General features: G+C 36.0%; 25 protein-coding genes. 5 read left to right on the forward strand and 20 right to left on the reverse strand.

Annotation, left to right across the window (positions count from 1 at the left end; genetic code table 11):
• The first annotated feature begins 227 nt into the window (after window positions 1–227).
• From ACFO5O_RS08245 to ACFO5O_RS08255, 3 genes are all read left to right on the forward strand, one after another.
• Window positions 228–776 (forward strand): DUF4136 domain-containing protein, encoded by a 549-nt coding sequence (locus ACFO5O_RS08245; RefSeq protein ID WP_387962710.1) that lies wholly within the window; start codon window positions 228–230, stop codon window positions 774–776.
• 128 nt (window positions 777–904) lie between these two features.
• Entirely contained in the window at window positions 905–2,548 is a 1,644-nt protein-coding gene (locus tag ACFO5O_RS08250; RefSeq protein ID WP_387962712.1) for a SulP family inorganic anion transporter, read from the forward strand.
• A gap of 127 nt (window positions 2,549–2,675) precedes the next feature.
• On the forward strand, window positions 2,676–3,089 hold the full coding sequence (locus ACFO5O_RS08255) for an OsmC family protein (RefSeq protein WP_387962714.1): 414 nt from the start codon (window positions 2,676–2,678) through the stop codon (window positions 3,087–3,089).
• Between the two features lie 75 nt (window positions 3,090–3,164).
• On the opposite strand, the gene ACFO5O_RS08260 is transcribed toward ACFO5O_RS08255, so the two are convergent.
• The 18 genes from ACFO5O_RS08260 to ACFO5O_RS08345 form a co-directional block, all read right to left on the reverse strand.
• Window positions 3,165–5,237: an alpha-ketoacid dehydrogenase subunit alpha/beta gene (locus ACFO5O_RS08260; RefSeq protein WP_387962716.1), complete on the reverse strand. Its 2,073-nt coding sequence runs from the start codon at window positions 5,235–5,237 to the stop codon at window positions 3,165–3,167.
• Window positions 5,237–6,304: a branched-chain amino acid aminotransferase gene (locus tag ACFO5O_RS08265; RefSeq protein ID WP_387962718.1), complete on the reverse strand. Its 1,068-nt coding sequence runs from the start codon at window positions 6,302–6,304 to the stop codon at window positions 5,237–5,239. The genes ACFO5O_RS08260 and ACFO5O_RS08265 overlap by 1 nt, the downstream gene beginning before the upstream one ends.
• Before the next feature lie 89 nt (window positions 6,305–6,393).
• Window positions 6,394–7,713, reverse strand: a complete 1,320-nt coding sequence (locus tag ACFO5O_RS08270) for a dihydrolipoamide acetyltransferase family protein (RefSeq protein ID WP_387962720.1) — start codon at window positions 7,711–7,713, stop codon at window positions 6,394–6,396.
• Window positions 7,706–8,023, reverse strand: coding sequence for a GIY-YIG nuclease family protein (locus tag ACFO5O_RS08275; protein ID WP_387962722.1), 318 nt, complete (start codon window positions 8,021–8,023; stop codon window positions 7,706–7,708). Before ACFO5O_RS08275 ends, ACFO5O_RS08270 begins: the two co-directional genes overlap by 8 nt.
• Window positions 8,020–8,643: an acyltransferase gene (locus ACFO5O_RS08280; RefSeq protein WP_387962724.1), complete on the reverse strand. Its 624-nt coding sequence runs from the start codon at window positions 8,641–8,643 to the stop codon at window positions 8,020–8,022. Before ACFO5O_RS08280 ends, ACFO5O_RS08275 begins: the two co-directional genes overlap by 4 nt.
• Window positions 8,643–9,395 (reverse strand): enoyl-CoA hydratase/isomerase family protein, encoded by a 753-nt coding sequence (locus tag ACFO5O_RS08285; RefSeq protein ID WP_387962726.1) that lies wholly within the window; start codon window positions 9,393–9,395, stop codon window positions 8,643–8,645. The genes ACFO5O_RS08280 and ACFO5O_RS08285 overlap by 1 nt, the downstream gene beginning before the upstream one ends.
• A 2-nt stretch (window positions 9,396–9,397) precedes the next feature.
• A complete protein-coding gene (paaZ, locus tag ACFO5O_RS08290; RefSeq protein WP_387962728.1) occupies window positions 9,398–11,896 on the reverse strand; it encodes a phenylacetic acid degradation bifunctional protein PaaZ in 2,499 nt (832 codons plus the stop codon).
• 64 nt (window positions 11,897–11,960) lie between these two features.
• Window positions 11,961–13,172, reverse strand: a complete 1,212-nt coding sequence (pcaF, locus tag ACFO5O_RS08295; RefSeq protein ID WP_387962730.1) for a 3-oxoadipyl-CoA thiolase — start codon at window positions 13,170–13,172, stop codon at window positions 11,961–11,963.
• A 47-nt stretch (window positions 13,173–13,219) separates the two neighbouring features.
• On the reverse strand, window positions 13,220–13,627 hold the full coding sequence (locus ACFO5O_RS08300) for a PaaI family thioesterase (protein WP_387962732.1): 408 nt from the start codon (window positions 13,625–13,627) through the stop codon (window positions 13,220–13,222).
• Window positions 13,627–14,781 carry a 3-hydroxyacyl-CoA dehydrogenase NAD-binding domain-containing protein gene (locus ACFO5O_RS08305; RefSeq protein WP_387962733.1) on the reverse strand — a complete coding sequence of 385 codons (1,155 nt, stop codon included), beginning with the start codon at window positions 14,779–14,781 and terminating at the stop codon, window positions 13,627–13,629. The genes ACFO5O_RS08300 and ACFO5O_RS08305 overlap by 1 nt, the downstream gene beginning before the upstream one ends.
• A 9-nt stretch (window positions 14,782–14,790) precedes the next feature.
• Window positions 14,791–15,729 (reverse strand): threonine ammonia-lyase, encoded by a 939-nt coding sequence (locus ACFO5O_RS08310; protein WP_387962735.1) that lies wholly within the window; start codon window positions 15,727–15,729, stop codon window positions 14,791–14,793.
• The gene (locus ACFO5O_RS08315; protein ID WP_387962737.1) at window positions 15,729–16,511 is read right to left on the reverse strand and encodes an enoyl-CoA hydratase-related protein; all 783 of its coding nucleotides are present in this window, start codon (window positions 16,509–16,511) and stop codon (window positions 15,729–15,731) included. The genes ACFO5O_RS08310 and ACFO5O_RS08315 overlap by 1 nt, the downstream gene beginning before the upstream one ends.
• A 118-nt stretch (window positions 16,512–16,629) precedes the next feature.
• Window positions 16,630–17,130, reverse strand: coding sequence for a 1,2-phenylacetyl-CoA epoxidase subunit PaaD (gene paaD / locus ACFO5O_RS08320; RefSeq protein WP_387962739.1), 501 nt, complete (start codon window positions 17,128–17,130; stop codon window positions 16,630–16,632).
• A 40-nt stretch (window positions 17,131–17,170) separates the two neighbouring features.
• Window positions 17,171–17,926, reverse strand: a complete 756-nt coding sequence (gene paaC, locus ACFO5O_RS08325; RefSeq protein ID WP_387962740.1) for a 1,2-phenylacetyl-CoA epoxidase subunit PaaC — start codon at window positions 17,924–17,926, stop codon at window positions 17,171–17,173.
• A complete protein-coding gene (paaB, locus tag ACFO5O_RS08330) occupies window positions 17,926–18,213 on the reverse strand; it encodes a 1,2-phenylacetyl-CoA epoxidase subunit PaaB (protein WP_119029776.1) in 288 nt (95 codons plus the stop codon). Before paaB ends, paaC begins: the two co-directional genes overlap by 1 nt.
• Window positions 18,214–18,294: 81 nt before the next feature.
• Complete coding sequence (paaA, locus tag ACFO5O_RS08335) at window positions 18,295–19,251, reverse strand: 1,2-phenylacetyl-CoA epoxidase subunit PaaA (protein WP_387962742.1); 957 nt, start codon at window positions 19,249–19,251, stop codon at window positions 18,295–18,297.
• A 53-nt stretch (window positions 19,252–19,304) separates the two neighbouring features.
• Window positions 19,305–20,378 (reverse strand): 2Fe-2S iron-sulfur cluster-binding protein, encoded by a 1,074-nt coding sequence (locus tag ACFO5O_RS08340; protein WP_387962744.1) that lies wholly within the window; start codon window positions 20,376–20,378, stop codon window positions 19,305–19,307.
• A gap of 67 nt (window positions 20,379–20,445) precedes the next feature.
• A complete protein-coding gene (locus ACFO5O_RS08345; RefSeq protein ID WP_387962745.1) occupies window positions 20,446–21,015 on the reverse strand; it encodes a TetR/AcrR family transcriptional regulator in 570 nt (189 codons plus the stop codon).
• A 49-nt stretch (window positions 21,016–21,064) separates the two neighbouring features.
• Between ACFO5O_RS08345 and ACFO5O_RS08350 the strand changes: the two genes are divergently transcribed.
• Entirely contained in the window at window positions 21,065–21,376 is a 312-nt protein-coding gene (locus tag ACFO5O_RS08350; protein WP_387962746.1) for a rhodanese-like domain-containing protein, read from the forward strand.
• 45 nt (window positions 21,377–21,421) lie between these two features.
• Window positions 21,422–22,543, forward strand: coding sequence for a pyridoxal phosphate-dependent aminotransferase (locus ACFO5O_RS08355; RefSeq protein ID WP_387962748.1), 1,122 nt, complete (start codon window positions 21,422–21,424; stop codon window positions 22,541–22,543).
• Here ACFO5O_RS08355 and ACFO5O_RS08360 read toward each other — a convergent pair.
• Window positions 22,535–23,185: a response regulator gene (locus ACFO5O_RS08360; protein ID WP_387962750.1), complete on the reverse strand. Its 651-nt coding sequence runs from the start codon at window positions 23,183–23,185 to the stop codon at window positions 22,535–22,537. The two genes, ACFO5O_RS08355 and ACFO5O_RS08360, sit on opposite strands and share 9 nt — an antisense overlap.
• Complete coding sequence (locus tag ACFO5O_RS08365; RefSeq protein ID WP_387962751.1) at window positions 23,175–25,133, reverse strand: tetratricopeptide repeat-containing sensor histidine kinase; 1,959 nt, start codon at window positions 25,131–25,133, stop codon at window positions 23,175–23,177. The genes ACFO5O_RS08360 and ACFO5O_RS08365 overlap by 11 nt, the downstream gene beginning before the upstream one ends.
• Window positions 25,134–25,305: the final 172 nt, after the last annotated feature.

Raw genomic sequence — 25,305 nt, forward strand, 5'->3', positions numbered from 1 at the left:
TTCAACACATTATTAATATTGGTAGGATTGGTATGATTATTGAGGTTAATTAAATCTAAAAACATCTTAATTTCCGACTAATTTGTTATATTTAGAAAACAAATATGAAAGGTAAAGCATGTTGAGATTGGCCAAATTGCTATGAAACCAGTCTTATTCAAAATCTACCCACAACATTTAGTTAGAAATGTACTAAACTCGTTTTAACCAAAAATTCAAACATGAAAATGAAAAATTTATTCAAACTATTACCTTTAACATTAATTGTCTTGGTAATTACTTCCTGCAGCTCTGTAAGAGTAGCTGCCGATTATGACAAAAATGCCGACTTTAATAGTCTTAAAACCTTTGCCTTTTTCAAAACAGGTATTGATAAAGCCGAGATTAGTGATTTAGACAAACGTCGCATTTTACGCGCTATTGAATCTGAATTATTAGCTCAAGGCTACACGAAATCTGAAAACCCAGATATGTTAGTTAGCATATTCACTAAATCACAACAGCGCGTTGATGTATATAACAATGCCTGGGGCTTTGGTGGCTGGGGCTGGGGAGGCTTTGGCCCAGGTTGGGGCTGGGGCTGGAATCAACCATCGGTTTCCACTCGAACAGAAGGAACGCTTTACATTGATTTAATAGATGCCAAGAAGAAAGAACTCGTTTGGCAAGGAATGGGCACTGGCTATTTGGCTCAACGCATGGATAAAAAAGAGGAACGTATAAGAGAATTTGTTTCTAAAATTATGGAAAAATATCCTCCTGGAATGAATAACTAATTACTTAAATAACATATTAAAAAGGCTTCAATCTAGTAATGAAGCCTTTTTTTTATACAATTTGACCATCTGCTTTTCAGCATCGTATCTAAAAACCTATCTTTGCCAACTTTCAAGCATAGATAATTATGATACTCGGACAAAAAACGATCACGAATTTTACACAGAACCCAAAAAATGATATCCTTTCAGGACTTACTGTGGCATTAGCGTTAGTACCTGAAGCTGTGGCATTTGCCTTTGTTGCCGGTGTAGATCCACTTGTTGGGTTGTATGGCGCATTTATGATGGGTATCGTAACGGCTCTTTTCGGAGGTCGCCCAGGTATGATTTCGGGAGCTACTGGCGCAATGGCCGTGGTAATGGTACATTTGATCCAAAAAGGCAATGAAGTAGGTATGGGATTAGAAACACCTATTGATAATCTCGGACTTCAATGGTTATTTATAACTTTACTATTTGTAGGCGCTATACAAATTATGGCTGGGGTATTAAAGCTTGGAAAGTTCGTACGTCTTATTCCCCATCCTGTAATGATGGGCTTTGTAAATGGTTTGGCCATTGTCATCTTTTTATCACAATTAGGTTTATTTAAAGAAACTGTAAATGGCGAAACCCAATTCATGACAGGACAAGCCCTTTGGACCATGCTAGGATTTGTGGCATTAACCATGGGTATTATGTTTGGATTACCTAGATTGACCAAAAAAATTCCTGCTGCATTAATCGCTATTATTGTTGTAGCGTGTATCACTATTTTTGGTGGTATTGAAGTGAGTACCGTAGGTTCATTTATTAAAGAAGGTGGTGGTGAAGGTTTACAAGGTGGACTACCTACCTTTCAAGAACAAATATTCAATTTGTTTTATACGTTGCAAGGCCATTGGGATCTCATTTTATCAACTGCATTCATTTTAGCTGCAGTAGGCTTAATTGAATCCTTAATGACCCTAAACCTAGTAGATGAAATTACTGAAACCCGTGGCAGTGGTAATCGTGAGTGTGTTGCACAAGGCGGCGCAAATATTTTAAATGGTCTTTTTGGTGGCATGGGAGGTTGTGCAATGATAGGCCAGTCTATTATTAATGTTGATTCTGGTGGACGAGGTCGTCTTTCAGGGGCTGTGGCAGCAATTGCATTACTATGCTTCGTCTTATTTGGGGCCCCATTAATTGAACAAATACCTATTGCCGCCCTAGTTGGCGTGATGTTCATGGTTGTTATTGGAACATTCGCATGGAGTAGTTTTAGAATTATTAGAAAAATACCTTTGTCAGATGCCGTTGTATTAATAGCGGTTTCAGCTATTACAGTTTGGAAAGATTTAGCAGTTGCAGTTATTGCAGGTGTTATTATTTCAGCCTTGGTTTTTGCCTGGAAAAATGCAACAATGATTAGAGCACGGAAACGCATTCAACCTGATGGAACCAAAACTTATGAAATTTGGGGACCTTTGTTTTTTGGATCGATACAAAATTTCAATTCTAAATTTGATGTAAAGAATGATCCGCAGCATGTTGAAATAGATTTTGTAGAATCTCGTGTGAGTGATCACTCGGCTTTAGAAGCCATTTTTAATCTGGTCAATAAATATGAAGCTGAAGGAAAACAAATTAAACTCAAGCATTTAAGTACAGATTGTAAACGATTAATGTACAAAGCCAGTCCAAAATTTAAGGAAGTAATTGTAGAAGCAGTAGACGACCCACGCTACCATTTAGCTGCAGATCCTGAGAAATTTACAAAACCGCTTTCTGAATATTCGTTGTAATTAGAGTTTTGCATTAAATCTTTTATTTGTATCTTTTTTCAAAGACAAATCTTATCTTTGATTATGGAGTAATTCTATGTTAAATTTTCCATATCAACTGTAAAACACTAATTATTAAAATATTCCCATGAAAAGAAAAGCACAAGCACATTGGCAAGGTACAGGTAAAGAAGGCAAAGGACATTTAACCACTCAAAGTACAGTTTTAAGCAAAACACAATATTCATTTTCATCTCGATTTGAACAAGGCATAGGCACAAACCCTGAAGAACTTGTTGCTGCAGCACATTCAGGTTGTTTTACGATGAAATTAGCCTTCAACCTTCAAGAAGCAAATTACACGCCAAAAGATTTAATTACTGATTGTCAGATCACTTTGGAAGATGGAGCAATTACAAGTTCACATTTAACTTTAAAAGCTACTGTAGATGGCATAAGTGATGAAGAATTTGGTAAGCTGGTAAAAAATGCTGAAGAGAATTGTCCTATTTCAAAATTACTCAACACAAAAATTTCGGTGTCCTACACCTTGAATGAATAAATTTTAATACCGCAAAAAATGAAAGCAGGACCACTTTATTAATGTGACCTGCTTTTTTTTATAAAGGCATATAGATTAATACTTCAATAGTGAATCGATTTTTTCTTTCACTTTTTCTGTTGAAGGAATCATGGTTTGTTCTAATGTTGAATTTAAAGGAATCGCCGGCATGTTTTCACTTCCTATGGTCATTACAGGAGCATCTAAATATTGGAAACATTCTTCTTGAATTTTCCCGGCCAATGCGCGAGCAAAACTGTTATTAGAAGGTTCTTCGGTTACTACCAAACATTTACCTGTTTTTTTAACCGATGTCATAATCGTATTTTCATCTAAAGGAAATAAGGTTCGTAAATCAATAATTTCTACTTGGTCTCTCATATTAGCTGTTGCATTATAAGCCCAATGTACTCCCATACCATATGTAACAACGGTTAAGGTTTCTACGTCCTCTTGTTTCCAAATTTCTTGTAACACCCAAGCTTTGCCAAATGGTAACATATAATCTTCAGCAGGTTCTACTGATGTTGCTCCTTTTGTTCCGGGAACTTTACTCCAATACAATCCTTTGTGCTCCAAAATAACTACAGGGTTTGGATCATAATACGCCGCTTTCATTAAACCTTTTAAATCGGCTCCATTACTGGGGTATGCAATTTTGATTCCGCGAATATTAGTAATTACACTTTCTACGGACGACGAATGATATGGCCCACCACTTCCATAAGCACCAATTGGAACTCGAAGAATCATACTTACTGGCCATTTTCCGTTCGACAAATAACAACTTCTACTAACTTCAGTAAATAATTGATTTAAGCCTGGCCAAATATAATCGGCAAACTGAACCTCAACTATGGGTTTTAATCCAACAGCACTCATCCCAACTGTAGAACCAACAATAAACGCTTCTTGTATTGGCGTATTGAATACCCTGTCGTCTCCAAACTTTTGTGCTAGAGTGGCGGCTTCTCTAAAAACACCTCCAAGCCTTCCTCCTACATCTTGTCCATAGAGCAAACATTCTTTGTGCTTTTTCATTAATTCTTCAACAGCGAATAGAGCACAATCCACCATGACTACTTTTTCTGCCCCTTTTGGAGCACGTTCTCCTACTTCTTCAGTAATTGGTGTTGGTGCAAAATCATGGGTAAATAAATCTTCGGGTTTTGGATCTTCAGCTTTTAAAGCGTTTTCAAAATCTGACTGAACTTTTGATACAGCTAATTGTTCAACAGCTTCTACTTCATTTAAAGTATAACCATTATCTAATAATTGTTGCTTTAAAACTGGATAAGGGTCACGTGATTTCGCTTCCTCCAAATCATCACGATACCATTCCATTCGAACCCCAGAAGTATGATGATTTAATAACGGAACTTTGGCATGAATTAAAAATGGTCTGCGCTCCTTTCTAATGGTTTTGATAACTTTTTCAACCGCTTCATAACTTTCAATAAAGTTGGCACCATCTATTGAAATCGCTTCCAAACCATGAAATCCTTTGGCATATTCAAAGGCATTTTGTGCTCTGGTTTCTGCTTCATTAGCCGAAATATCCCATCCATTATCTTGCACTAAATACAAAATTGGTAATTGCTTTAAAGCCGCCATTTGAAAAGCTTCTGCAATTTCGCCTTCAGTGACCGAAGCATCACCTAATGAACATACCGCGATTGGTTTGAGACCTCTCGACTCCGCTCGAGGTGACATATTTGCTGCTTCATCTTCTAAACCTTGTAATTCCTTGTATTGCATACCCATTGCAACCCCAGTAGCCGGAATGGCTTGCATACCAGTTGCCGATGATTGATGTGGAATTTTTGGCTTATCATCATCCCTTAAACTTGGATGCGAATAATACGTTCGTCCACCAGAAAAGGGATCGTTTTTTTTCGCCAATAACTGTAACATTAAATCGTAAGGTTTTAAGCCGAAAGATAATAACATGGCATCATCGCGATAATAAGGAAACGCATAGTCTTGAGGCAGTAATTGCATGCCTAAAGCTATTTGAATGGCCTCATGTCCTCTTGAAGTAGCGTGAACATATTTTGATACCAATTTAAAATTAGCTTCATATAACTCTGTCATGGCTTTTGCCGTGCAGAGATGCGAAAATGCTTTTTTTAATAGGTTTTTATTCATTAAACTAATTCTTTATTAATGGTAACCATCCATCCCAATTCGTCTTTCATAACTCCTGTTCTTACTCCATTTACGGTATCAAGTACCATTTGCCCACTTGGACTATCATCTTTAAATTGAATTGTATAACCATTATAATCAATGGCTTCAATCATAGCTACACCAACAGCTGTTCCTGTTCCAAAGGCTTCTTGTAAACTTCCGTTTTCTGAAGCTTCAATGATTTCATCAATTGTTATTGGTCGTTCAGTTACTTTGTATCCTTTATGTCTTAATAAATCGATTGTACTAATACGACTGATCCCATTTAGTATACATCCATCAAGATTTGGTGTTATAAATTCGTCATTAATTTTGAAGAAAATATTCATTGTTCCAACTTCTTGAATGTATTTAAACTCATGGGCGTCTAACCATAATATTTGGTCATATCCGGCACCTTTAGCCAATTCGGTTGGGTAAATTGCAGCAGCATAATTACCAGCGACCTTGGCTTCTCCAGTTCCGCCTTTGGCTGCTCTAATATATTTTGTTTCGGCTTTTAGCCTAATACGTTTGGTAAATAAAGGTGCTGATGGTGAAGCTATAATTATAAATTTATAATTTGTTGCGGCTCGCATACCAATAAAAGCTTCATCAGCATACATAAATGGTCTTAAATACAAAGCACTCCCTTTTTGTGGGGGAATCCATTTATGATCTATAGCCACAAGATGTTTTAATCCTTCAACAAAGAGTTCTTCAGGAAAATGTGGCATTCCTATACGTGAAGCACTGACATTTAACCGATGAGCATTTTTTTCTGGAGTAAAAAGTGTAGGATTTCCATGAATATCTAAAGTTGATTTCATCCCTTCAAAAATAGCCTGACCATAGTGTAAAGCCATAGCGGCAGGATGCGTGGGAATTAATCTTAATGGTTCAATTCTTGGGTTTATCCATTCGCCATTTTCGTAGTCACATATAAACATGTGGTCTGTAAATGTTCTTCCCAATGGGATATTATTAAAGTCTAGTTGATCAACTTTTGACTTTTCAATTTTTGAGATTTTAATATTATGTTTCATAACTCACTTTATTTCTGCTTTCACAGGAATCTAATTTTAAGTAATAATTTTTATTAAGGTTGACCATTTTGCAGGTCAAAAAATTTAATTTATATGGATCGATTAGTATCAAATTGTTCAAAATAATCGGCGACGCGACGTACAAAGCTACCTCCCAAAAATCCGTCAACCACACGATGGTCAAATGACAATGATAAATACATCATGCTTCTAATTGCGATTTCGTCTCCTTTTTCAGTCTCGATAACTTCTGGTCTTTTTTTAATGATCCCTAAAGCTAAAATGGCCACTTCGGGTTGGTTTATGATGGGAGTACCCATGACACTTCCAAAGGTTCCAACGTTTGAAATCGTGAACGTACTTCCTTTAATATCATCTCCCGCCAATTTGTTTTCTCGGGCTTTGCTGGCCAATTCATTGACGTTGGCGGCGAGTGTTTTTAAATCTTTAGTATCGGCATTTTTAACCACTGGAACAATTAAATTTCCGCTTGGTAATGCAGTAGCCATTCCAATATTGACATCTTCTTTCACAATGATTTTATTACCATCAACTGAAGCATTAATGTTTGGAAAATCTTTGATGGCTTTAGATACGGCTTCAACAAAAAGTGGTGTAAAGGTCAAACGCTCGCCATATTTCTTTTCAAAATCATTTTTATTGGCCTTTCGCCAGTTCACCATATTGGTCAAATCGGCTTCAACATAAGCGGTGACATGTGGTGATGTATGTTTTGAATACACCATATGATCTGCTATCATTTGGCGCATCCGGTCCATCTCTATCACCTTGCCTTTGCCTTTGTCAAACTTTAATTGTGGAATACGATAGGCTGTAGGGTCTTGTGTTACTGGCTGGGCGAATTTATAAGGTCTGCCTTCTTCAATATAATTGAATACATCGCTTTTACGTAATCGCCCTTCGTTTCCTGTTGCCGGAATTCGAGCTAATTCTTCAAAACTAATGTGATGCTCTTTGGCTATTTTTATAATTAAGGGAGAAAAAAAATTGTTAGAATTTGAAACTGAAAATGAAGTAGAAGAACTCGACGTCGGTTTTAGTTTAGCAACCTTTGTTTTCTCTTTATGAGATTCATTCGCTTCGCTCGGAATCATAGTTTCTTTTTTAGATTTCACTTCTTCTGAAACCTCAAGTACAGCGATTACTTCCCCAACTGGCACAACATCTTTTGCTTGAAACATGGTTTTCACCAAAGTTCCTGATGCTGGCGCAGGGACTTCATTATCCACTTTATCAGTAGCTACTTCAAGAATAATGTCACCTTCTTCAAAGGTATCACCCTCGTTGACGAGCCAATTGATGATTGTTCCTTCAGTGATGCTCTCGCCCATTTTGGGCATTTTAAATTCGTAACTTCCTGCGAAAGCAGGAATCTCCTTATCATTCATTTCTAAACTTATTATAGTTTAAATTCCAATTTATGGATATATCCATCCAACTTGGATTCATATCTTTTATTAATTTTATTTTCCAATCTCTTTTCCATTTTTTGAATTGTCGTTCCCTAATAATTGCTTTTTCTCCATTCTCAAACTCTTCAAAATAAACCAACTTATCACAGTTATATTTAGCAGTAAATGCAATTGGACGAAGTTTCATTTTATGCTCTTTTACTCTTTCCTCAATATTATTTGTTATACCAATATAAATAACTCCATTTGGCTTGTTTGCCATAATATACACATACCAAAAGTTCATTCTTTTTTATTATGAGATTCCTGCCTGCGCAGGAAATATTCACGTAGCGTATCATAAACACCATCTTGCAATTTCATATGCTCTGGAACTTCTCTTAGAGGTTTTACTTCCTTTAAACTCTCATGGCAGTCTTTAGGTAATTGTTGATACAATTGCGTACCTCTGGTTTTCCATTCAATCATGTCATCAGTCACTTTTTTCACCACTTGTGCAGGATTTCCAACGACTAAACTTCGTGGAGGTATTTTGGTTTCAGCTTTAACAAATGCCATAGCGCCAATAATACTTTCATCGCCTATTTCGGCATCATCCATGATAACCGAATTCATTCCTATCAAACAATTCTTACCTAAATTAGCACCATGGATAATGGCACCGTGCCCAACATGTGCACTTGCTTTTAGAGTAATGGATTTACCTGGAAACATATGAACCGTGCAGTTTTCCTGAACATTGACACCGTCTTCTAAAATAATTTGTCCCCAATCGCCACGAATTGCTGCTCCAGGACCTATGTAACAGTTTTTTCCAATGATAACGTTGCCTGTGACTGCTGCCAAAGGATGCACAAAACTACTTTCATGAACTACTGGTTTATAGCCTTGAAACTCGTAAATCATTATTTAAATCGTTTTAATGTTTCTTTTGTAAATTCACTCAACACCAATCGGCCACTTATGGCAGCGCGCTCTGCCAAAAGCGAATCCCAATCTTCTGTCCCTTTCCAGAAAATAGATTTCATTTCTTTCATAGCTTCCGGATTGTAGGCACATAAATGTTCGGCGGTCGTTTTTACTGCTTCATCTAACGCTTCTGTGGTTTCAAAAACTTGCGTAAATAACCCTTTGTTTTTAGCCCAATCAGCAGGATAAAAAGTATCAGCATCAATAGCAATTTGAGACATGGCACTTAATCCCATTTTTCGTTCAATCGCTGGTCCTACAACAAAAGGTCCAATGCCAATATTCAATTCACTTAATTTAACTGACGCAAATTTTGTTGCCATACAATAATCGGTTGATGCAGCTAATCCAACACCACCGCCAACTGTTTTTCCTTGGATACGTCCAATAATAAATTTTGGACATTTACGCATCGCATTTATGACATTTGCAAATCCAGAAAAGAACACTTTACCAGTGGCTTCATCATTAATATTTATCAATTCCTTAAAACTCGCTCCAGCACAAAATGTACGATCTCCTCCACTTTTTAAAACGATAACTTTAATAGCATCATTATTGCCTGCATTGGTAATGGTTTGAGCAAGTTCTATTAAAACATCTCCTGGTAAAGAATTATGTGCAGGGTGAAAAAATTCTATATAACCAACTTGGTTTTCTATGGTTTGTTTTACGTATGGTTGTGTCATAATTATATTAATCCAAACTGTTCAAAATGATGATTTAAATGCTTTCTTTCTAGCAAATACCATTCGTATCTGTTCATATCTCCAAAAACTGTATTTTTTAAAACAGCTTCAGGATTTTCTTTAAAGAAATTTAAATAGTCTTGTCTAGCCTCAAGCATTTTGGTTTTTGCTACTTCTAAATTGTCGTGCTTTGTGTTTTTGATTTTTGATTTTTCAGCCAACGGGAAATCGTATTCACGAGGCATTTTATCATAATTGTATAAGGTTGCATGTACCTTTTCTAGAATCTTTTCTGGGGTTGAAATCTCAAAATCCTGAATTTCCCCAGAGGCAATTCTATACGTATATTCCAAATGTTCAACCATATGCTGTGGTGTCATTGTACCCCAAAGAGCTTGAGTTTCAGGTTTCAAATTTGACAGACATTCGTTAATTTTCTCATCGGTCATTTCCACAAAAGTTTCCTGTTTTTTCTGAACCATAGTGAGGACTGTTGCCAGCGCCACTAACTCATCATCAGCATCAAAAATTTCTGCAAACCATTTGACAATTCCACTAGGATGCTCAGTAGATACAACATCGCGATCTACTTTTTGCTTACAGGTCAGGCGTACATAAATGGTATCGTTATGATACAAAGGACGTAAGAAACGACATTCTTCTAATCCGTAATTAGCTGAAACTGGTCCTTTATTTGGATACACAAATAAGCCTGCTGCTGCAGAGATAATGAAATACCCATGAGCTGTTCGCTTTTCAAAAATACTTCCGTCTAAAGAGGTAATATCTGTATGTGCATAGAAATGATCCCAAGTGACATTCGCGAAATTGATAATATCTGTATCAGTAATAGTACGCTTATGCGTTTTCATAGACATTCCTGGTTGAATGTCTTCCCAATGGTATTTAAATGGATGCTGTTCTGCTTCCTTATATTTTGCATTTTGCTGATAAATCCCGGTAATTTCGGTAATTGTAGTTGGTGACCCTTGAATTGCTGTACGTTGTAAATAATGTTTTATACCTCGCACGCCTCCCATTTCTTCGCCTCCTCCAGCACGTCCAGGGCCTCCGTGAACTAAACTAGGCAACGGTGAGCCATGACCTGTACTTTCTTTCGCCATTTCACGATTGATAACCAAAATACGTCCATGATGTGATGCGGCATTGACTACATAATCTTTCGCAATTTTATCATCATAAGTTGCTATTGAAGACACTAAAGAGCCTTTACCCATTTGTGCTAAAGTAATGGCTTCGTCTAAATTTTTATATGGCATAATGGTACTAACGGGACCAAAAGCTTCGCGTTCATGAATGATCGTATTTTTAAATGGATGGTCTGCTCTTAATAAAATTGGACTTATGAAAGCGCCTTTTTTTGCATCAGCTCCAATGGTTTCAATTTTATCTAAATTTCCATAAACTATTTGTGCTTCTTTTGCTAAATCGTTTATAGAATTACGAACCGCCTGAACTTGCTGTTGGCTAACTAAAGAGCCCATTCTAACCTCTTTTAGTCTTGGATCTCCAATAGTAATTTTATCAAGCTCTTTTCCTAAAGCCACTTGAACATCTTCTACTAATTTTTCAGGAACAATGATTCTACGAATTGCCGTACATTTTTGTCCTGCTTTTACAGTCATTTCTTTTCTGACCTCTTTAATGAACAAGTCGAATTCTGGTGTTCCAGGAACAGCATCTTCTCCTAATATAGAGGCATTTAAGGAATCAGCTTCCATCGTAAACGGAACAGATTCTTGAATTAATCTAGGATGTGCTTTAAGTAATCGTCCTGTTTGAGCAGAACCTGTAAACGTAACAACATCTTGAGATTCTACAGTATCTAATATATTTTTAACTGTTCCGTTGATGATTTGCAGTGCACCTTCCGGTAAAATTCCTGAAGCAATAATTTCTCTAGCAACAGCTTCAGCTAAATAAGAAGATGATGGTGCAGGTAACACCACTGCAGGAACACCTGCCATCCAATTCACAGCACATTTTTCTAACATGCCCCAAACCGGAAAATTGAAAGCGTTTATATGTACAGCAACTCCTTTTTTAGGTACCATAATATGGTGTGCCATAAAGCGTCCGCCACGAGATAAATCGATGGCATCACCTTCTACATGATAAGGTTGATTTGGGAATAATTTTCGCAACGAAGCGTTTGCAAATAAATTTCCGAATCCGCCTTCGATATCTATCCAGCTGTCTACTCGTGTGGCACCAGTACGGTAGCTTAATTCGTAAAAGGCTTCTTTTCGTTTGTTCAAGTAAAATGCTAACTTTTTAAGCATGTTACCACGTTCTTGAAAGGTCATTTTGCGAAGTACTTCCCCGCCTTTGGTTCTTCCATAATTGAGAATTTCTGGAACGTCTAAACCCTCGATGGCGACTTTTGAAAAAGCTTCACCGGTAACGGCATCCAACACTGGAACCCCTTCCTCTTTACCTTCTGTCCATTGTCCTTGAACGTAATGTTGTATTTTTTTCATACTCTTCAATTGAGACCTCTAGCTTCTCGACTCCGCTCGAAGTGACTGCTCGAGGTGACATTTGTTATAAATTTACATTTTCTATCACACAAGCATAACCTTGTCCCACACCAATACACATCGTAATTAATGCGTAGCGTTTGTTTTGTTCTTGCAATTCCAAAGCTGCCGAATGGGCAATTCTTGCACCAGTCACTCCAAGTGGATGACCAATAGCTATAGATCCTCCATTTGGATTTAATCTCACATCGTCATCTTTCAATCCCCAAGCTCTTGTGCAGGCTAAAGCTTGTGCAGCAAATGCTTCGTTAAGCTCTATAATATCCATATCTTTCATTGTTAATCCTGCTTTGGCTAATGCTTTATTTGAGGCTTCAACTGGTCCAATTCCCATAATTCTTGGTTCTACACCAACAACCGCCGAGCTCACAATTCTAGCTAATGGTTTTAAATTATATTTTTTTACTGCATCTTCAGACGCAATAATAGTTGCGGCAGCTCCATCATTTAATCCAGATGAATTTCCTGCAGTTACACTTCCTCCTTCTGCTTTAAAGGCACCTCGTAATTTTGCTAGAACTTCTAGAGATGTATTTGGTTTTACGAACTCATCTTTTTCAAATTTAATGGGGTCTTTTTTACGCTGTGGAATTTCAACTGTTACAATTTCTTTGGCTAAACGACCATTTTCTTGGGCTCTACTCGCTTTCATCTGGCTCCAATACGCAAATTTATCTTGGTCTTCTCGTGAGATGTTATACTTTTCAACCAAATTTTCGGCAGTATTCCCCATGCCATCAGTTCCATATAGTTTTTGCATTTTGGGATTGATAAATCGCCATCCAAAACTAGAATCATACATTTTGGCATCAGTTCCAAAACCTGTTGAAGGTTTCGCGATGACATATGGTCCTCTTGTCATATTTTCAACACCTCCTGCAATAAACACATCGCCATCGCCTGCTTTAATTGCTCTATTTGCGTGAATAATAGCTGATAATCCTGAACTACATAAACGATTGACTGTTTCTCCAGGAACTGTAAACGGCAACCCTGCCAAAAGTGAAGCCATTCTCGCGACATTACGGTTATCTTCGCCGGCTTGATTGGCGCAACCTAATATAACATCGTCATAGGCTTCTTTTGGAATGTTTGGGTTTCGTTTTACGATTTCTTCAATTACTAAAGCGGCTAAATCGTCTGTACGAACAGCTGATAATGTGCCTTGGTAACTTCCTATTGGTGTTCTTATTCCGTCTATGATGTATGCTTCCATGTTTTAAATTGAAATCGAAGTTGAAATTGAACTTCGAATTAATATTTTTATTTTTCCCAATCTTTTTGAGTACGATACACAACACCCTTAAAAAGTGCTACTAATTCTTCGCCTCGTTTGACTTCAATCACATTGAAGCCTAATTTATTATTCACTTTTTCTATCACTGATTCGGCAACTAAATAATCGCCTTCATTTAATGCTTCAATATGATTAATGCTTGTTTCAATAGAAACGGCATATTTTCCATGCGTATTTGCTGCAAAACCGAAAGCCGTATCGGCCAAGGTATAACTAATACCTCCATGCGCATAATTCATGCTGTTGAGCATGTCTTTTCTAATGGTCATCGCTACTTTACAACGGCCTAATTCACATTCTAAAATCTCAATTCCCATCCATTGACTGAAAGCGTCTTGAGATAACATTTTATATGGTATAGCTTCACCTTTCATTAAAAGAATGTTTTCTTTTCTTTATTCATTTTTCGTAATAAAGGACTGCAACGATATCTGTCTTCATGATACTCATTATACAGTTCATCCATTTTAGACACACACCAATTGATCCCTTTTTCGTCTGCCCAAGCCAATAAACCTTTAGGGTAATTGACTCCTTTGGTCATGGCATTATCAATATCTTCTGCTGAAGCAATATTTAAAAATAAAGCATCGGCCGCTTCGTTAATGAGCATGACTAAAACTCTATCAAAAATAGTTTTTGCTAATGCAGCATCTTCTTTTGGTTCTGGTTTTACAGCTTCTTCAGAATAATCGTAATACCCTTTTCCTGATTTTCTTCCTAAATAGCCTGCTTCAGCAAAACGTTTTTGAGTAAAAGCTGGTTTGTATCTTGGGTCGAAATAAAATGCAGCAAACACAGTTTCTGTTACTGTATAATTGACATCATTTCCGATAAAATCCATTAACTCAAATGGCCCCATTCTAAATCCACCCAACGTTTTTAAACTGTGATCTATAGTTGCAAAATCAGCAATACCTTCTTCATAAATTCGTAAGGATTCTCCATAGAATGGTCTTGCCACGCGGTTAACAATAAAACCTGGCGTGTCTTTGGCTATGGCTACCGTTTTATTCCATTCAGTAATTGTTTGTACTGCTTTTTCCAAAACACTTTTAGAGGTTTGAATCGCAGGAATGACCTCAACCAACTGCATTAATGGTGCTGGATTGAAAAAATGGATACCGATACAACGTTCTGGTTTTCTTAATGAGGCGGCTATTGAAGCTATAGACAACGATGAAGTATTAGAAGCTATGATGCAACTTTCTGAAACATAACTTTCCAATTCTGAAAGAACCGTTTTTTTGACGTCAAGTTTCTCTATAATAGCTTCAATTACTAGATCAGATTCTTCAAAGTCTCTCAAACGATCACTATAACTAATATTGGTTTGAATTCTTTCCGCTTCTTCAGAATCAATTCTTCCCTTCTCAACCAAGCGAGCTAATATTTTCTCTAAAGATGCTTTTGCTTTAAATAAAGCCCCTTGATTTGTATCGTATAGCTTAACCGTACAACCTGCCGATGCTGCAACTTGCGCTATGCCGCTTCCCATGGTTCCGCTTCCAATTATTCCTACATTCATAATTTTTATTTAAAAAGGCAGATTGGTTACATCTACATTTCCGCCGGAGATAATGATTCCGACGCTTTTATTTTTATAATCTTCTTTGTCTTTAATTAATGCAGCGAAAGCTACCGCGCTCGAAGGTTCAATTACAATCTTCATACGTTCCCATATCAACTTCATTGCTTCAATAATTTCATGTTCCTCAACTCTAATTATAGAATTTACATGTTCTTTTATGATTGGAAAATTTCGATCCCCTAAAAAGGTACGCAATCCATCAGCTATTGTAGTTGCGCCATTGTTATTTAATTGAATTTTACCCGCTTTTAACGAACGATAAGCATCATCGGCATTTTTAGGTTCGCCACCAACTACCTTACAGTTATTTGAAAAGTATTTAGCGGCCAAAGCTGTACCTGCAATCAAACCACCACCACCAACTGGTGTGAATATATAATCTAATTCTGGATGCTCATCCAATAGTTCTATAGCTGCCGTTCCCTGACCATGAATCACATCGTCATTATTTGAAGGATGTATAAATGTTGCGCCTGTTTCTTTTTTAACCTTTTCTGCCATTTGCTCACGGGCAGTTGCCGTGGATTCGCTTTCAATAATATGCCCTTTGTAACCTTTTACTGCATTCTTCTTTACTTGTGGCGCGTTTTCAGGCATCACAATATAGGCTTCAATTCCAATTTTATTTGCAGCCAAAGACAAAGCCTGAGCGAAATTACCAGAGGAATGCGTAACGACACCTTTTTTTCTATCGACTTCTGACAAATTTAAAATGGCATTTGCTGCGCCACGCATTTTAAAAGCTCCCATTTTTTGAAAATTCTCGCATTTAAAGAACACACTACATCCTGTTATCTCGTTGATTAATTGCGAAGACAACACAGGGGTTTTGTGAATGTATGGTTTCACACGATTGTGTACTTGTATGAGAAATTCTTTGTTCACTACTTGCCTTTAAATGTTGGTTGCCTTTTTTCTACAAATGCCGAAACGCCTTCGGCATAATCATCGGTTCCTGCTGCTTCAATTTGATATTTAGATTCTAATGCTAGTTGCTGCTCTAATGTATTGGTCAACGATTGATTTAAACTTTTCTTTATCAATCCAAGAGCTTTGGTTGGCATGTTAGCCATTTTTAGTGCCAATTTTTGTACTTCCTCTTCAAAATTTTCTAAAGGAATCACTTTGTAAATCATTCCTATGCGTTCGGCTTCTTCTGCAGAAACTTTATCTCCCAACATGGCTAATGCCGATGCCTTTTGAAACCCTATAAGTCTTGGCAAGAAAAATGTTCCTGCGCTATCTGGAATCAAACCTATTAAACTAAACGCTTGAATAAAACTTACTTTTTCATGTGCTACAACCACATCACAAGCCAAAGCAATATTAGCACCAGCACCCGCGGCTACACCGTTAACAGCTCCTATTATGGGTTTTTCAATGGTTCTAATACGAGTAATAATTGGGTTATAATGTTCTTCTAGAATTTTTTTGAATCCTGGATTAAGTTCCGGTGAGGTGACTTCTTTTAAATCTTGTCCGGCGCAAAAAGCTTTCCCATTGCCCGTTAGAACTATGGCACGAACTTCATCATTGTTTTCGCAGGCATCTAAAGTTACTTGTAGTTTTAAAGCCATTTCGCGATTAAAACTATTGAATACTTCAGGTCTGTTAAGCGTAATGTACGCTATGCTATTTTCAATTTTTAATAGAATTGAATTGCTCATATCTTTTGTTCCTGAATATGCAGGAATCTAATTAATTAAACTTCTTCTTATTCTTGATGAGATCTTGAAACAACACTTCGACGAGCTCAGTGTGACAATTCAGGATAACAACAAGATGTCACTTCAAACATTTAAAATAATCAAAGGGTTCTTGGCAATCTTCACACTGAAATTGTGCTTTGCATGCTGTAGAACCAAATTGACTTACCATTTTTGTATTCGTTGACCCACATAGAGGGCATTTCACCATTCTTTTTCCCTGTAACAACACCTCTTTATCAGCTTCAGGATCTAAAGGCGTAGCTATTCCATAAGCTTCCAAGGCCTTTCTGCCTCTTGGAGTTATCCAATCGGTGGTCCAAGCAGGAGCAAGTATCAATTCAATTTCAGAATCATAACCGGCTTCATTTAATGCTTTCTTTATATCGTCACCAATAACATCCATAGCCGGACAACCACTATAGGTTGGTGTAATCTCAACTCTTGCAACACCATTTTCAACTTTTGCAGAACGAACTACACCCATGTCCATAATGGACAACACCGGAATTTCAGGATCTGTAACCTGCTCCAGAATTGGAATCAAAATTTCATCTATATGTTGTTCTGTTGCTGTCATATTTATGATACTTCTCAAATGAGCTAGAAGTGCCATTTTGCTACCATGCCATATTAGGGTAGGTACGTTGCATGTACTGTAAATCTGCCAAAATGTATCCCATATGTTCTGTATGAATACCTTTTTTACCTCCCTTTTGAAAATACTTTGATTCAGGCACTTGAAGTGTTGCTTCTTCTAAAATGTCATTAACTTTATTATAATAGGATTCTTTTAGTTTGGTTACATCAACACCAATGCCATCAGAAATCATTAGTTTATCAACTTCTGTTAGATGAAATAATTCATCGGTATAAGTCCAAAGTTCATCAATTGCGGTTTGAATCCGTTTTTTGCTTTCTTCAGTTCCATCCCCTAATCTCTTTATCCAATCAGATGAAAAGCGTTGATGATAACTCACTTCTTTAATTGACTTGGTTGCAATTGCCGATAATGTTAAGTCATTACTTTTCTGTAATTCGTTCAAAAACATGAAGTGATAAACATCGAATAAAAATTGCCTCGCAATGGTATAGCCAAAGTCGGTATTTGGCTGTTCTACTAATAACACATTTAAATACTCCCGTTCTTTACGAAGCATGGCAATGTTATCTTCGGTTCTTCCATCATTTGCAATTTTAACCGCATATTGATAATAGTTTCGAACCTGCCCTAATAAATCCAAAGAAATATTTGTGCAAGCAATATCGGTTTCTAAACTAGGTCCATGACCGCAAAGCTCTCCTAATCTTTGGCCAAGAATTAATGAATTATCTGCAATGCCTAGTATATATTGATATAGATTTTCGTTTTTCATTACATATGTTTTACGTCGTCAGGTAAATCATAAAATGTTGGATGGCGATACACTTTATCTTGTGCCGGTTCAAACATTTCACCATTGTGTTCTGGGTTGGATGCTGTAATATTTTTACTTTCAACTACCCAGATGCTCACACCTTCATTTCTTCTTGTATACACATCGCGAGCATTTTCTAAAGCCATTTCAGCGTCTGCGGCATGTAAACTTCCAAAATGACGATGTTCTAATCCATTTTTACTTCTTACGAAGATTTCCCAAAGTGGCCAGTTTTTTGTTCCCATAATTTTTTATATCAAATCGAAGTTGAAAATGAAATTCAATATTCTAAAACTTCACTTTCTAATTCGGTTCTAAGTTCTAAATTAAACTGCTTGTTTTTCTTTTTTCTCTAGTTGTTTTTCGGCATAAGCCATTGCTGCATCCCGAACCCATTCACCACGTTCCCAAGCACCAACTCTGGCTTTCATACGTTCTTTGTTACAAGGCCCATGTCCTTTTACGACTTGCCAAAACTCATCCCAATCAATTTCTCCAAAATCGTAACTTCCTCGTTCTTCGTTCCATTTTAATTCTGGATCAGGAATGGTTAAACCTAAAATATCTGCTTGAGGTACAGTTTGATCTATAAACTGCTGACGCAATTCATCATTTGTTTTACGTTTCAACTTCCACTTCATAGATTGCTCGGTGTGTACAGAAGCATCATCAGTTGGTCCTAACATCATTAAACTTGGCCACCACCAACGATTTAGAGCATCTTGAGCCATCTCTTTTTGTTCTGGAGTTCCATTACATAATTTTAGCATGATTTCATATCCTTGCCTTTGGTGGAAGCTTTCTTCCTTACAAACTCGCACCATCGCTCTGGCATAAGGACCAAAAGATGTGCTGCAAAGTGGCACTTGATTTATAATTGCTGCTCCATCAACTAACCATCCAATTGCGCCCATATCAGCCCATGTTACGGTTGGATAATTGAAAATGGAAGAGTATTTTGCTTTTCCTGAATGTAATTGGTCATATAATTCGTCACGTGAAATCCCTAAAGTTTCACAGGCTGAATACAAATACAAACCATGGCCTGCTTCATCCTGTACTTTTGCCAATAATGCAACCTTACGCCTCAACGAAGGTGCTCTTGTAATCCAGTTCCCTTCAGGAAGCATCCCAACTATTTCGGAATGCGCATGCTGAGAAATTTGGCGAATATGTGTTTGACGATACTTTTCAGGCATCCAATCTTTAGGTTCAATTTTCTCATCACGTGCAATACGCGCTTCAAATTGTTCTTCTAAATTTTTTATTTGTTCTTCACTCATTTTTTTAACTTTTAGCTATTGGCTTTTGGCCATTAGCGAGTTGAACTTAAATTTTATACGTCGAAATCAACAATTACTTTATCGGTCGTTGGCACCGCTTGGCAACTTAAAACATAGTTTTGGGCAACTTCTTTATCTTCTAATGCATAGTTGACTTTCATTTTTACTGAACCCTCTACCACGCGACATTTACAGGTACTACAAACGCCGCCTTTACAAGCAAACGGCAAATCGGCACCAGCCGCAAGCGCTCCATCAAGAATGGTATCAAAATCTTCATCCATTATAAAATGGAATTCTTTTCCTGCATCAATGATAGTCACTTGTGTGCCATCAACTTTTTCTTCCAGAACTTCAGCAATATGTCGATTCTCTTCTTCTGAACTTCCTGAAAAAAACAGCTCAAAATGAATTTTTTCTCTTGCTAGCCCAGCTAATTGCAATTCATCACGAATAAGGAAAATCATATCCTGTGGCCCACAAATAAATGCATGAGCAGTATCAGGAACATCAATAAATGTTTTAGTTAATACTGCCAGCTTTTCTTTGTCAAATCGGCCATTTAAAAACGGGATATCACGTTGTTCTTTTGTTAAAAAATAAAATACCTGAAATCTTCCAAAAAACTCATTCTTTAAACGTTCTATTTCTTCTTTAAAGATAATGGATTTAACAGTGCGATTCAAGTAAAACAATTTGAATGTACTGTTAGGTTCCTGAAGCAAATGTGTTTTGATAATTGACAATATTGGCGTTATACCGCTTCCCGCTGCAAAGGCAATATAATTTTTGGATGTCAATGGGTCACATTCTACATAAAATTCACCATGTGGTGGCATAACCTGAAGCTCATCTCCTTTTTTAAGCGTATTAAAGGCATAGTTTGAAAACACACCTCCGCGAATAGTCTTAACAGCAACTTTCCACTCATGATCTAACGGGCTTGAACAAAGGGAATAATTACGACGAATATCCTCACCATTAATTTCCTTTCGAACTGTTAAATGTTGCCCTTGCTTGAATTTAAATTTTTCTTTTAAATGGTCAGGAATGTCAAAAGATACTACAACGGTATCCTTGGTCTCCTTATAAATATCTGCAACTTTAATGTTATAAAAATCTGCCATATGTGTTAAAAACTACAAAACTAACAATTGTTAGTTTACTTGACAAATTTACAAAATAAATTCTAATCTATGTGTGAATTCCGTGCAATAAAACTTTGCTTAGGTTTTTAGATAGTTCTTGGGTATTAACGTCTTCTTTGTTTGGAATCCATAAATATAGTGAGCGCAAGGTTGATAAAATAGAAAACAACATTACTTCGATATTCACATCCTCAATTTCGTTACCACGAACACCTTCCTCCAGAATATTGCGAAAGTCGTCTTCATAACCCGATCGAAGGGCCAAATAATACTCCAATTTTTCCTCTAAATGCATCCAATCATTGTTTAAGGATGCCATCCCATATATATTTTTAGAACTTATTTCAACATGTAAGGTAATCACCTGTTCCAATTTTTCAATACTCGATGTATCAGAAGATTTTATACGTTTCATACCCTCTGTAAAGGTTTCGGCCAATGAAATGATAATATCTTTAAGGATTTCCTGTTTAGAATTTATATGATTATATAAGCTTGCGGCTTTTATTCCCATAGCTCTTGCTAAATCTCGCATGGTTACAGCGCTATACCCTTTTTCTTTAAAAAGCTTGGCTGCAGTTTTTATAATTTCGTCTTTACGTGTTTCTACTTTCAACTGATGCACATTATGTTATTTGTTGTAAATTTATGTAAAAAGAACAACTATGGGATTTTTAGATTTTATATTCGGCGCCAAAAAAAGACAAGTACAAGAGTTTTTTAATAGCGGTGCTATTATTTTAGATGTTAGAACGCAACGTGAATGGGATAAAGGCCATATTTCAAATTCAGTTCATATTCCTTTAGATGAATTAAAGAACAGGGTCAATGAAGTAAAACAACTTAACAAACCTGTTATTGTTTGCTGCGAGAGTGGTGTACGCTCCGCAAAAGCTGCAAAATTTTTGACCCTTAACAATATTGAAGCCACCAATGGTGGCGGTTGGGTAAGTTTGACCAACCGTATTGTCCAATAACTTATAAATGAGTATTTTTAACTAGAAACTATATCACTCACTATTATGGAACTCAATAGAAGACAATGGCTTAAAACTACCGCCTTGGCAGGAGGTTTTACATTATTTAATGGTTTAACGGGCATTCAACCCCTTACGGCAGAAGAACGTATAAAATTCAACCCTCGACCGTTTTCAACTCCAGTTAGATTGAGCTCTAATGAAAATCCTTATGGTCCTTCAGAGCGTGTAAGGACAGCCATTAAAAATGCGTTTGATGAAGGCTGCAGATATCCTTATTCTTATTCAGATCAATTGGCTGAACTGCTTGCCCAAAAGCATGGAGTTGACCCAGAAAGCATCATTATTACTGGAGGTTCAACTGAAGGCTTAAAAATTGCAGGCATAACATTTACTGCTAATGGTGGAGAAATAATTGCTGCCAAACCAACATTTTTAGCCATGATGCAATATGCCGAAATGTGGGGCGCTAAAATCAATTGGGTTCCTGTTGATGAACATATGGGCTATGATTTGCAAGAAATTGAAAAACGAATTTCAAGCGACACCAAAATGGTGTTCTTATGCAATCCGAATAATCCAACTTCAACCTTATTACCCGCTGAACAATTAACCGATTTTTGTGCAAGTGTTAGTAAACGAACTGTGGTATTTAGCGATGAGGCTTATTACGATTATATTGAAGACCCAAATTACCCTAGTATGATTGATCTTGTTAAAAAAGGTGAGAATGTTGTGGTTTCCAAAACTTTTTCTAAAGTTTATGGGATGGCAGGTATGCGCATTGGCTATTTAATTGCACCTCCCCATTTAGCACAGCAAATACGCCGAAATATTGTCGCTATGAGTAATGTGTATGCCATAGAAGGCGCTAAAGAAGCACTTTTAGATGACGAATTTTATCGTTTTTCGCTCAAAAAGAATAAGGAAGCTAAAGCCATCATTTATAATACTTTAGATCATCTAGAATTGCCTTATATTAAATCACACACCAATTTTGTGTTTTTTAAATCTGGCAAAAACATCAATGAATTAGGCTCTCAAATGTTGGATAAAGGGGTCAGTATTGGAAGAGCTTTTCCTCCTTTTTATGACTGGTGTCGTATTAGTACTGGGACCATTGAAGAAACCCAATTCTTTGCTCAAAACTTAATAGGTTTATATTAAATAATTGCGTTTAGCTTTTTGCACAGCTTCCAATTTATTATGCACCTGCAGTTTTCTATATATATTTTCAATGTGCTTTCTTACAGTTCCAGTTGAAAGTATTAAATTATCTGCAATGGCATTATAGCTCAATCCTTTACTAAGTTGCTCTAAAACACCTATTTCCCTTGATGTAAGTTGAATATCTTCTTTATCAATTTCGTTTTTTATATGGATTGGATTCCGGAGTAATTTTAAAGTTTTTAAGGCTATCGATGGATTCATGGCAGCACCGCCATTCATAGTTTCTACTATACCATCATGAAGATCTTTTGCATTGATTTCTTTGAGTAAGTAACCGTCTGCTCCTGCTTTTATGGCATTAAATATATGCTCGTCATTATCAAAAACTGTAAGCATAATAATTTTAATATGAGGGTATTGCTTTTTTACTAGTTGAGTGGCTTCAATACCATTGAGTCTGGGCATTTCAATATCCATCAAGATCAGATCAATGTTTGAATTTTCATCCAAAGTTTTTAATAGTTGATGACCATCATATTCAGAAAACTTATACTCTAAATCTTTAAAAAAGGATAATTTATCAATTATCGTTTTAATTAAAAATGTATTATCATCGACAATTGCAATTTTAATTTTCATCACTTAAAGATTTAGTTACTTTGATTTTTGTCCCCATTTTAGGTTTGGATTCAATTATGATTTGTGCATTGATTTCATTAGCTCTTTTTTTCATATTATTTAACCCATTACCCTTTTTGGCTGTAGCCATTTCAAATCCAATACCATTATCGATTATTAAAATCTCTAATAGCACTCCTTTAGTGTCAACAACTACAGAAATTGATTTTGCATCTGCATATTTAATAGCATTGTTTATAGCTTCTTGAATTATTCTATACAAATTCATCCCTACTACCGAAGTAAAAGTGATTCCAGAAAGTGCTTTATCTATTGTAAAGCTAAATTTAGTACGTTTAGAGGTTTTGCCTGCCTTGTCAATAAAATTGGAAATCCTTGATTGTAAATCATCTAAAGTAATCTTACTTTTATTCATTGCCCAAATGGTATCCCTTAATTCGTAAATGGTATCTTTCGCAAATGCTCCAATATCTGACAGTTTCTCGTTTAGCTTGTTATTGGTGATTTTCATACCATACTGAATATTGTCAAGAGTTGAGATAATAAATGTCAACTGTGCACCAATATTGTCGTGCAGATCTCTTGATATTTCTATGCGTTGTTCTTGTAATTTGTTTTGACTTTCAATCTTAACCAAAGCCTGTTTAAGTTCACTTTCCTTTTGAATTTGTTTATTTTTAAGTTTTTGTTGCTTAAGAAGCAGATAGCCCAATAAGGCAATTGCAATGGCCAGTAATAGTAAACTTTTTACTTGAGATTTTTTTTTGTTTAAATTTAGATTGCTTTCGGCTATCTCTGCTCTTTGATTGGAAATTTCTTTTTGTTTTTTTTCGGACTGATATTTAGCCTCTAACTCAAAAATGGTTTTTGTTTTACTCTCTTCGAATAAACTGTCTTTGCCAATACTATATTTTAGACTGTTAACATATGCTTGTTTAAAATTTCCTTTACTGGCTTCAATTTTGGATAAAGAATTATAGGCTCTTACTTCAAATTCTTTGTAGCCATTTAATAAACTAATATCAAGGGCCTCATTGATTTCATTTAAAGCATCATTTAATTTTTTCTGTTTATAATAACTATCGCCTAACCCCAATTTAGCATAGGTAAGTTCAAATTGATTTTGATCTTGTTTAAATAGAGTTATAGCTCTTTTATATAGCACTTGGGCAAGATTAAACTGTTTTAAACTATCTCTGGCAATAGCGATATTAGTAAGCATATAAGGCACGTATCTGAGATACCCTAATTGGGTATAAAGTGCTTCAGCTTCTTCAGAATATTTAATAGTGTTTTGAAATTCATTTAAATTTAAACTTAATGCACCAATATTTCCTTTAGTGACCGCAATTCCAAAAGTATAATTATGGTCTTCATAAATTTTTAGAGCTCTTGAATAGTAACTTAAAACCTTTTTGTACTCTTTTTGCTTTTTGTAAACGATACCTATATTTCCTAAAACCATTGGAACCTTATCATAGGAAACTTCTTGGTTTTCATAAATTTTTAGGGCTTTAAAATAATGCTCCAAGGCAATATTGTAGTCGCCTTTTAGATCATGAACAATACCTAAATTGTTATAGGAATCTGCCGCACCTATTAAATCATTGGTTTGCAGTCTTAATTCTAAACTTTTATTATGATAATATACAGCACTATCAATAGCCCCACCAGCGTCAAATGCATTAGCAAGACTATTATAAGACGCTGCTATAGCATTTAAATTCTTTAATTTTTGAGCTATTTTGAGTGCTTTTCTAGCATAAAAAAAAGAGCTATCAAGGTTAGAATTTTTAAACTCCCAAGAAATTTCATTATAAGTAGAAATAAGCTCTTTAGATTTTTGATTTTTTGAGACCTTAAATAGGCTATCCAAAATAGGTGATTGTGAAAATGCTAGGGAGCAAACAAAAAAAAGTATGCTTATTAAATATAATTTATAGGCCATGAATTACTACTTATCTGGGTTGGTATGCTGTAAAAAAATGAACATTTTAATTATTTCAAAATACCTATTAACTAGTGTTTTAATTACGTTATTTTCCAAATAAAGATAATTTTTATTAATTAAATATTTATGTTCTTGGTACATTAAATCAGATTTAAGCTTATCGAGTTTT

It is taken from the genome of Geojedonia litorea, from assembly GCF_042654525.1.
GTDB lineage: Bacteria > Bacteroidota > Bacteroidia > Flavobacteriales > Flavobacteriaceae > Geojedonia > Geojedonia litorea.

Bases quoted from the DNA above. Each gene is read 5' to 3' on its own strand.
- ACFO5O_RS08260 (WP_387962716.1), bottom strand. From the start codon at position 5,237: ATGAATAAAAACCTATTAAAAAAAGCATTTTCGCATCTCTGCACGGCA.
- pcaF (WP_387962730.1), bottom strand. From the start codon at position 13,172: ATGGAAGCATACATCATAGACGGAATAAGAACACCAATAGGAAGTTAC.
- ACFO5O_RS08350 (WP_387962746.1), top strand. From the start codon at position 21,065: ATGGGATTTTTAGATTTTATATTCGGCGCCAAAAAAAGACAAGTACAA.
- paaD (WP_387962739.1), bottom strand. From the start codon at position 17,130: ATGACAGCAACAGAACAACATATAGATGAAATTTTGATTCCAATTCTG.
- paaA (WP_387962742.1), bottom strand. From the start codon at position 19,251: ATGAGTGAAGAACAAATAAAAAATTTAGAAGAACAATTTGAAGCGCGT.
- ACFO5O_RS08340 (WP_387962744.1), bottom strand. From the start codon at position 20,378: ATGGCAGATTTTTATAACATTAAAGTTGCAGATATTTATAAGGAGACC.
- ACFO5O_RS08360 (WP_387962750.1), bottom strand. From the start codon at position 23,185: ATGAAAATTAAAATTGCAATTGTCGATGATAATACATTTTTAATTAAA.
- ACFO5O_RS08275 (WP_387962722.1), bottom strand. From the start codon at position 8,023: ATGAACTTTTGGTATGTGTATATTATGGCAAACAAGCCAAATGGAGTT.
- ACFO5O_RS08305 (WP_387962733.1), bottom strand. From the start codon at position 14,781: ATGAATGTAGGAATAATTGGAAGCGGAACCATGGGAAGCGGCATAGCG.
- ACFO5O_RS08245 (WP_387962710.1), top strand. From the start codon at position 228: ATGAAAAATTTATTCAAACTATTACCTTTAACATTAATTGTCTTGGTA.
- paaC (WP_387962740.1), bottom strand. From the start codon at position 17,926: ATGAAAAACGAAAATCTATATCAATATATACTAGGCATTGCAGATAAT.
- ACFO5O_RS08315 (WP_387962737.1), bottom strand. From the start codon at position 16,511: ATGAGCAATTCAATTCTATTAAAAATTGAAAATAGCATAGCGTACATT.
- ACFO5O_RS08355 (WP_387962748.1), top strand. From the start codon at position 21,422: ATGGAACTCAATAGAAGACAATGGCTTAAAACTACCGCCTTGGCAGGA.
- ACFO5O_RS08285 (WP_387962726.1), bottom strand. From the start codon at position 9,395: ATGACACAACCATACGTAAAACAAACCATAGAAAACCAAGTTGGTTAT.
- ACFO5O_RS08255 (WP_387962714.1), top strand. From the start codon at position 2,676: ATGAAAAGAAAAGCACAAGCACATTGGCAAGGTACAGGTAAAGAAGGC.
- ACFO5O_RS08265 (WP_387962718.1), bottom strand. From the start codon at position 6,304: ATGAAACATAATATTAAAATCTCAAAAATTGAAAAGTCAAAAGTTGAT.
- ACFO5O_RS08250 (WP_387962712.1), top strand. From the start codon at position 905: ATGATACTCGGACAAAAAACGATCACGAATTTTACACAGAACCCAAAA.
- ACFO5O_RS08365 (WP_387962751.1), bottom strand. From the start codon at position 25,133: ATGGCCTATAAATTATATTTAATAAGCATACTTTTTTTTGTTTGCTCC.
- paaZ (WP_387962728.1), bottom strand. From the start codon at position 11,896: ATGAAAAAAATACAACATTACGTTCAAGGACAATGGACAGAAGGTAAA.
- ACFO5O_RS08300 (WP_387962732.1), bottom strand. From the start codon at position 13,627: ATGAAAGGTGAAGCTATACCATATAAAATGTTATCTCAAGACGCTTTC.
- ACFO5O_RS08280 (WP_387962724.1), bottom strand. From the start codon at position 8,643: ATGATTTACGAGTTTCAAGGCTATAAACCAGTAGTTCATGAAAGTAGT.
- ACFO5O_RS08270 (WP_387962720.1), bottom strand. From the start codon at position 7,713: ATGAATGATAAGGAGATTCCTGCTTTCGCAGGAAGTTACGAATTTAAA.
- paaB (WP_119029776.1), bottom strand. From the start codon at position 18,213: ATGGGAACAAAAAACTGGCCACTTTGGGAAATCTTCGTAAGAAGTAAA.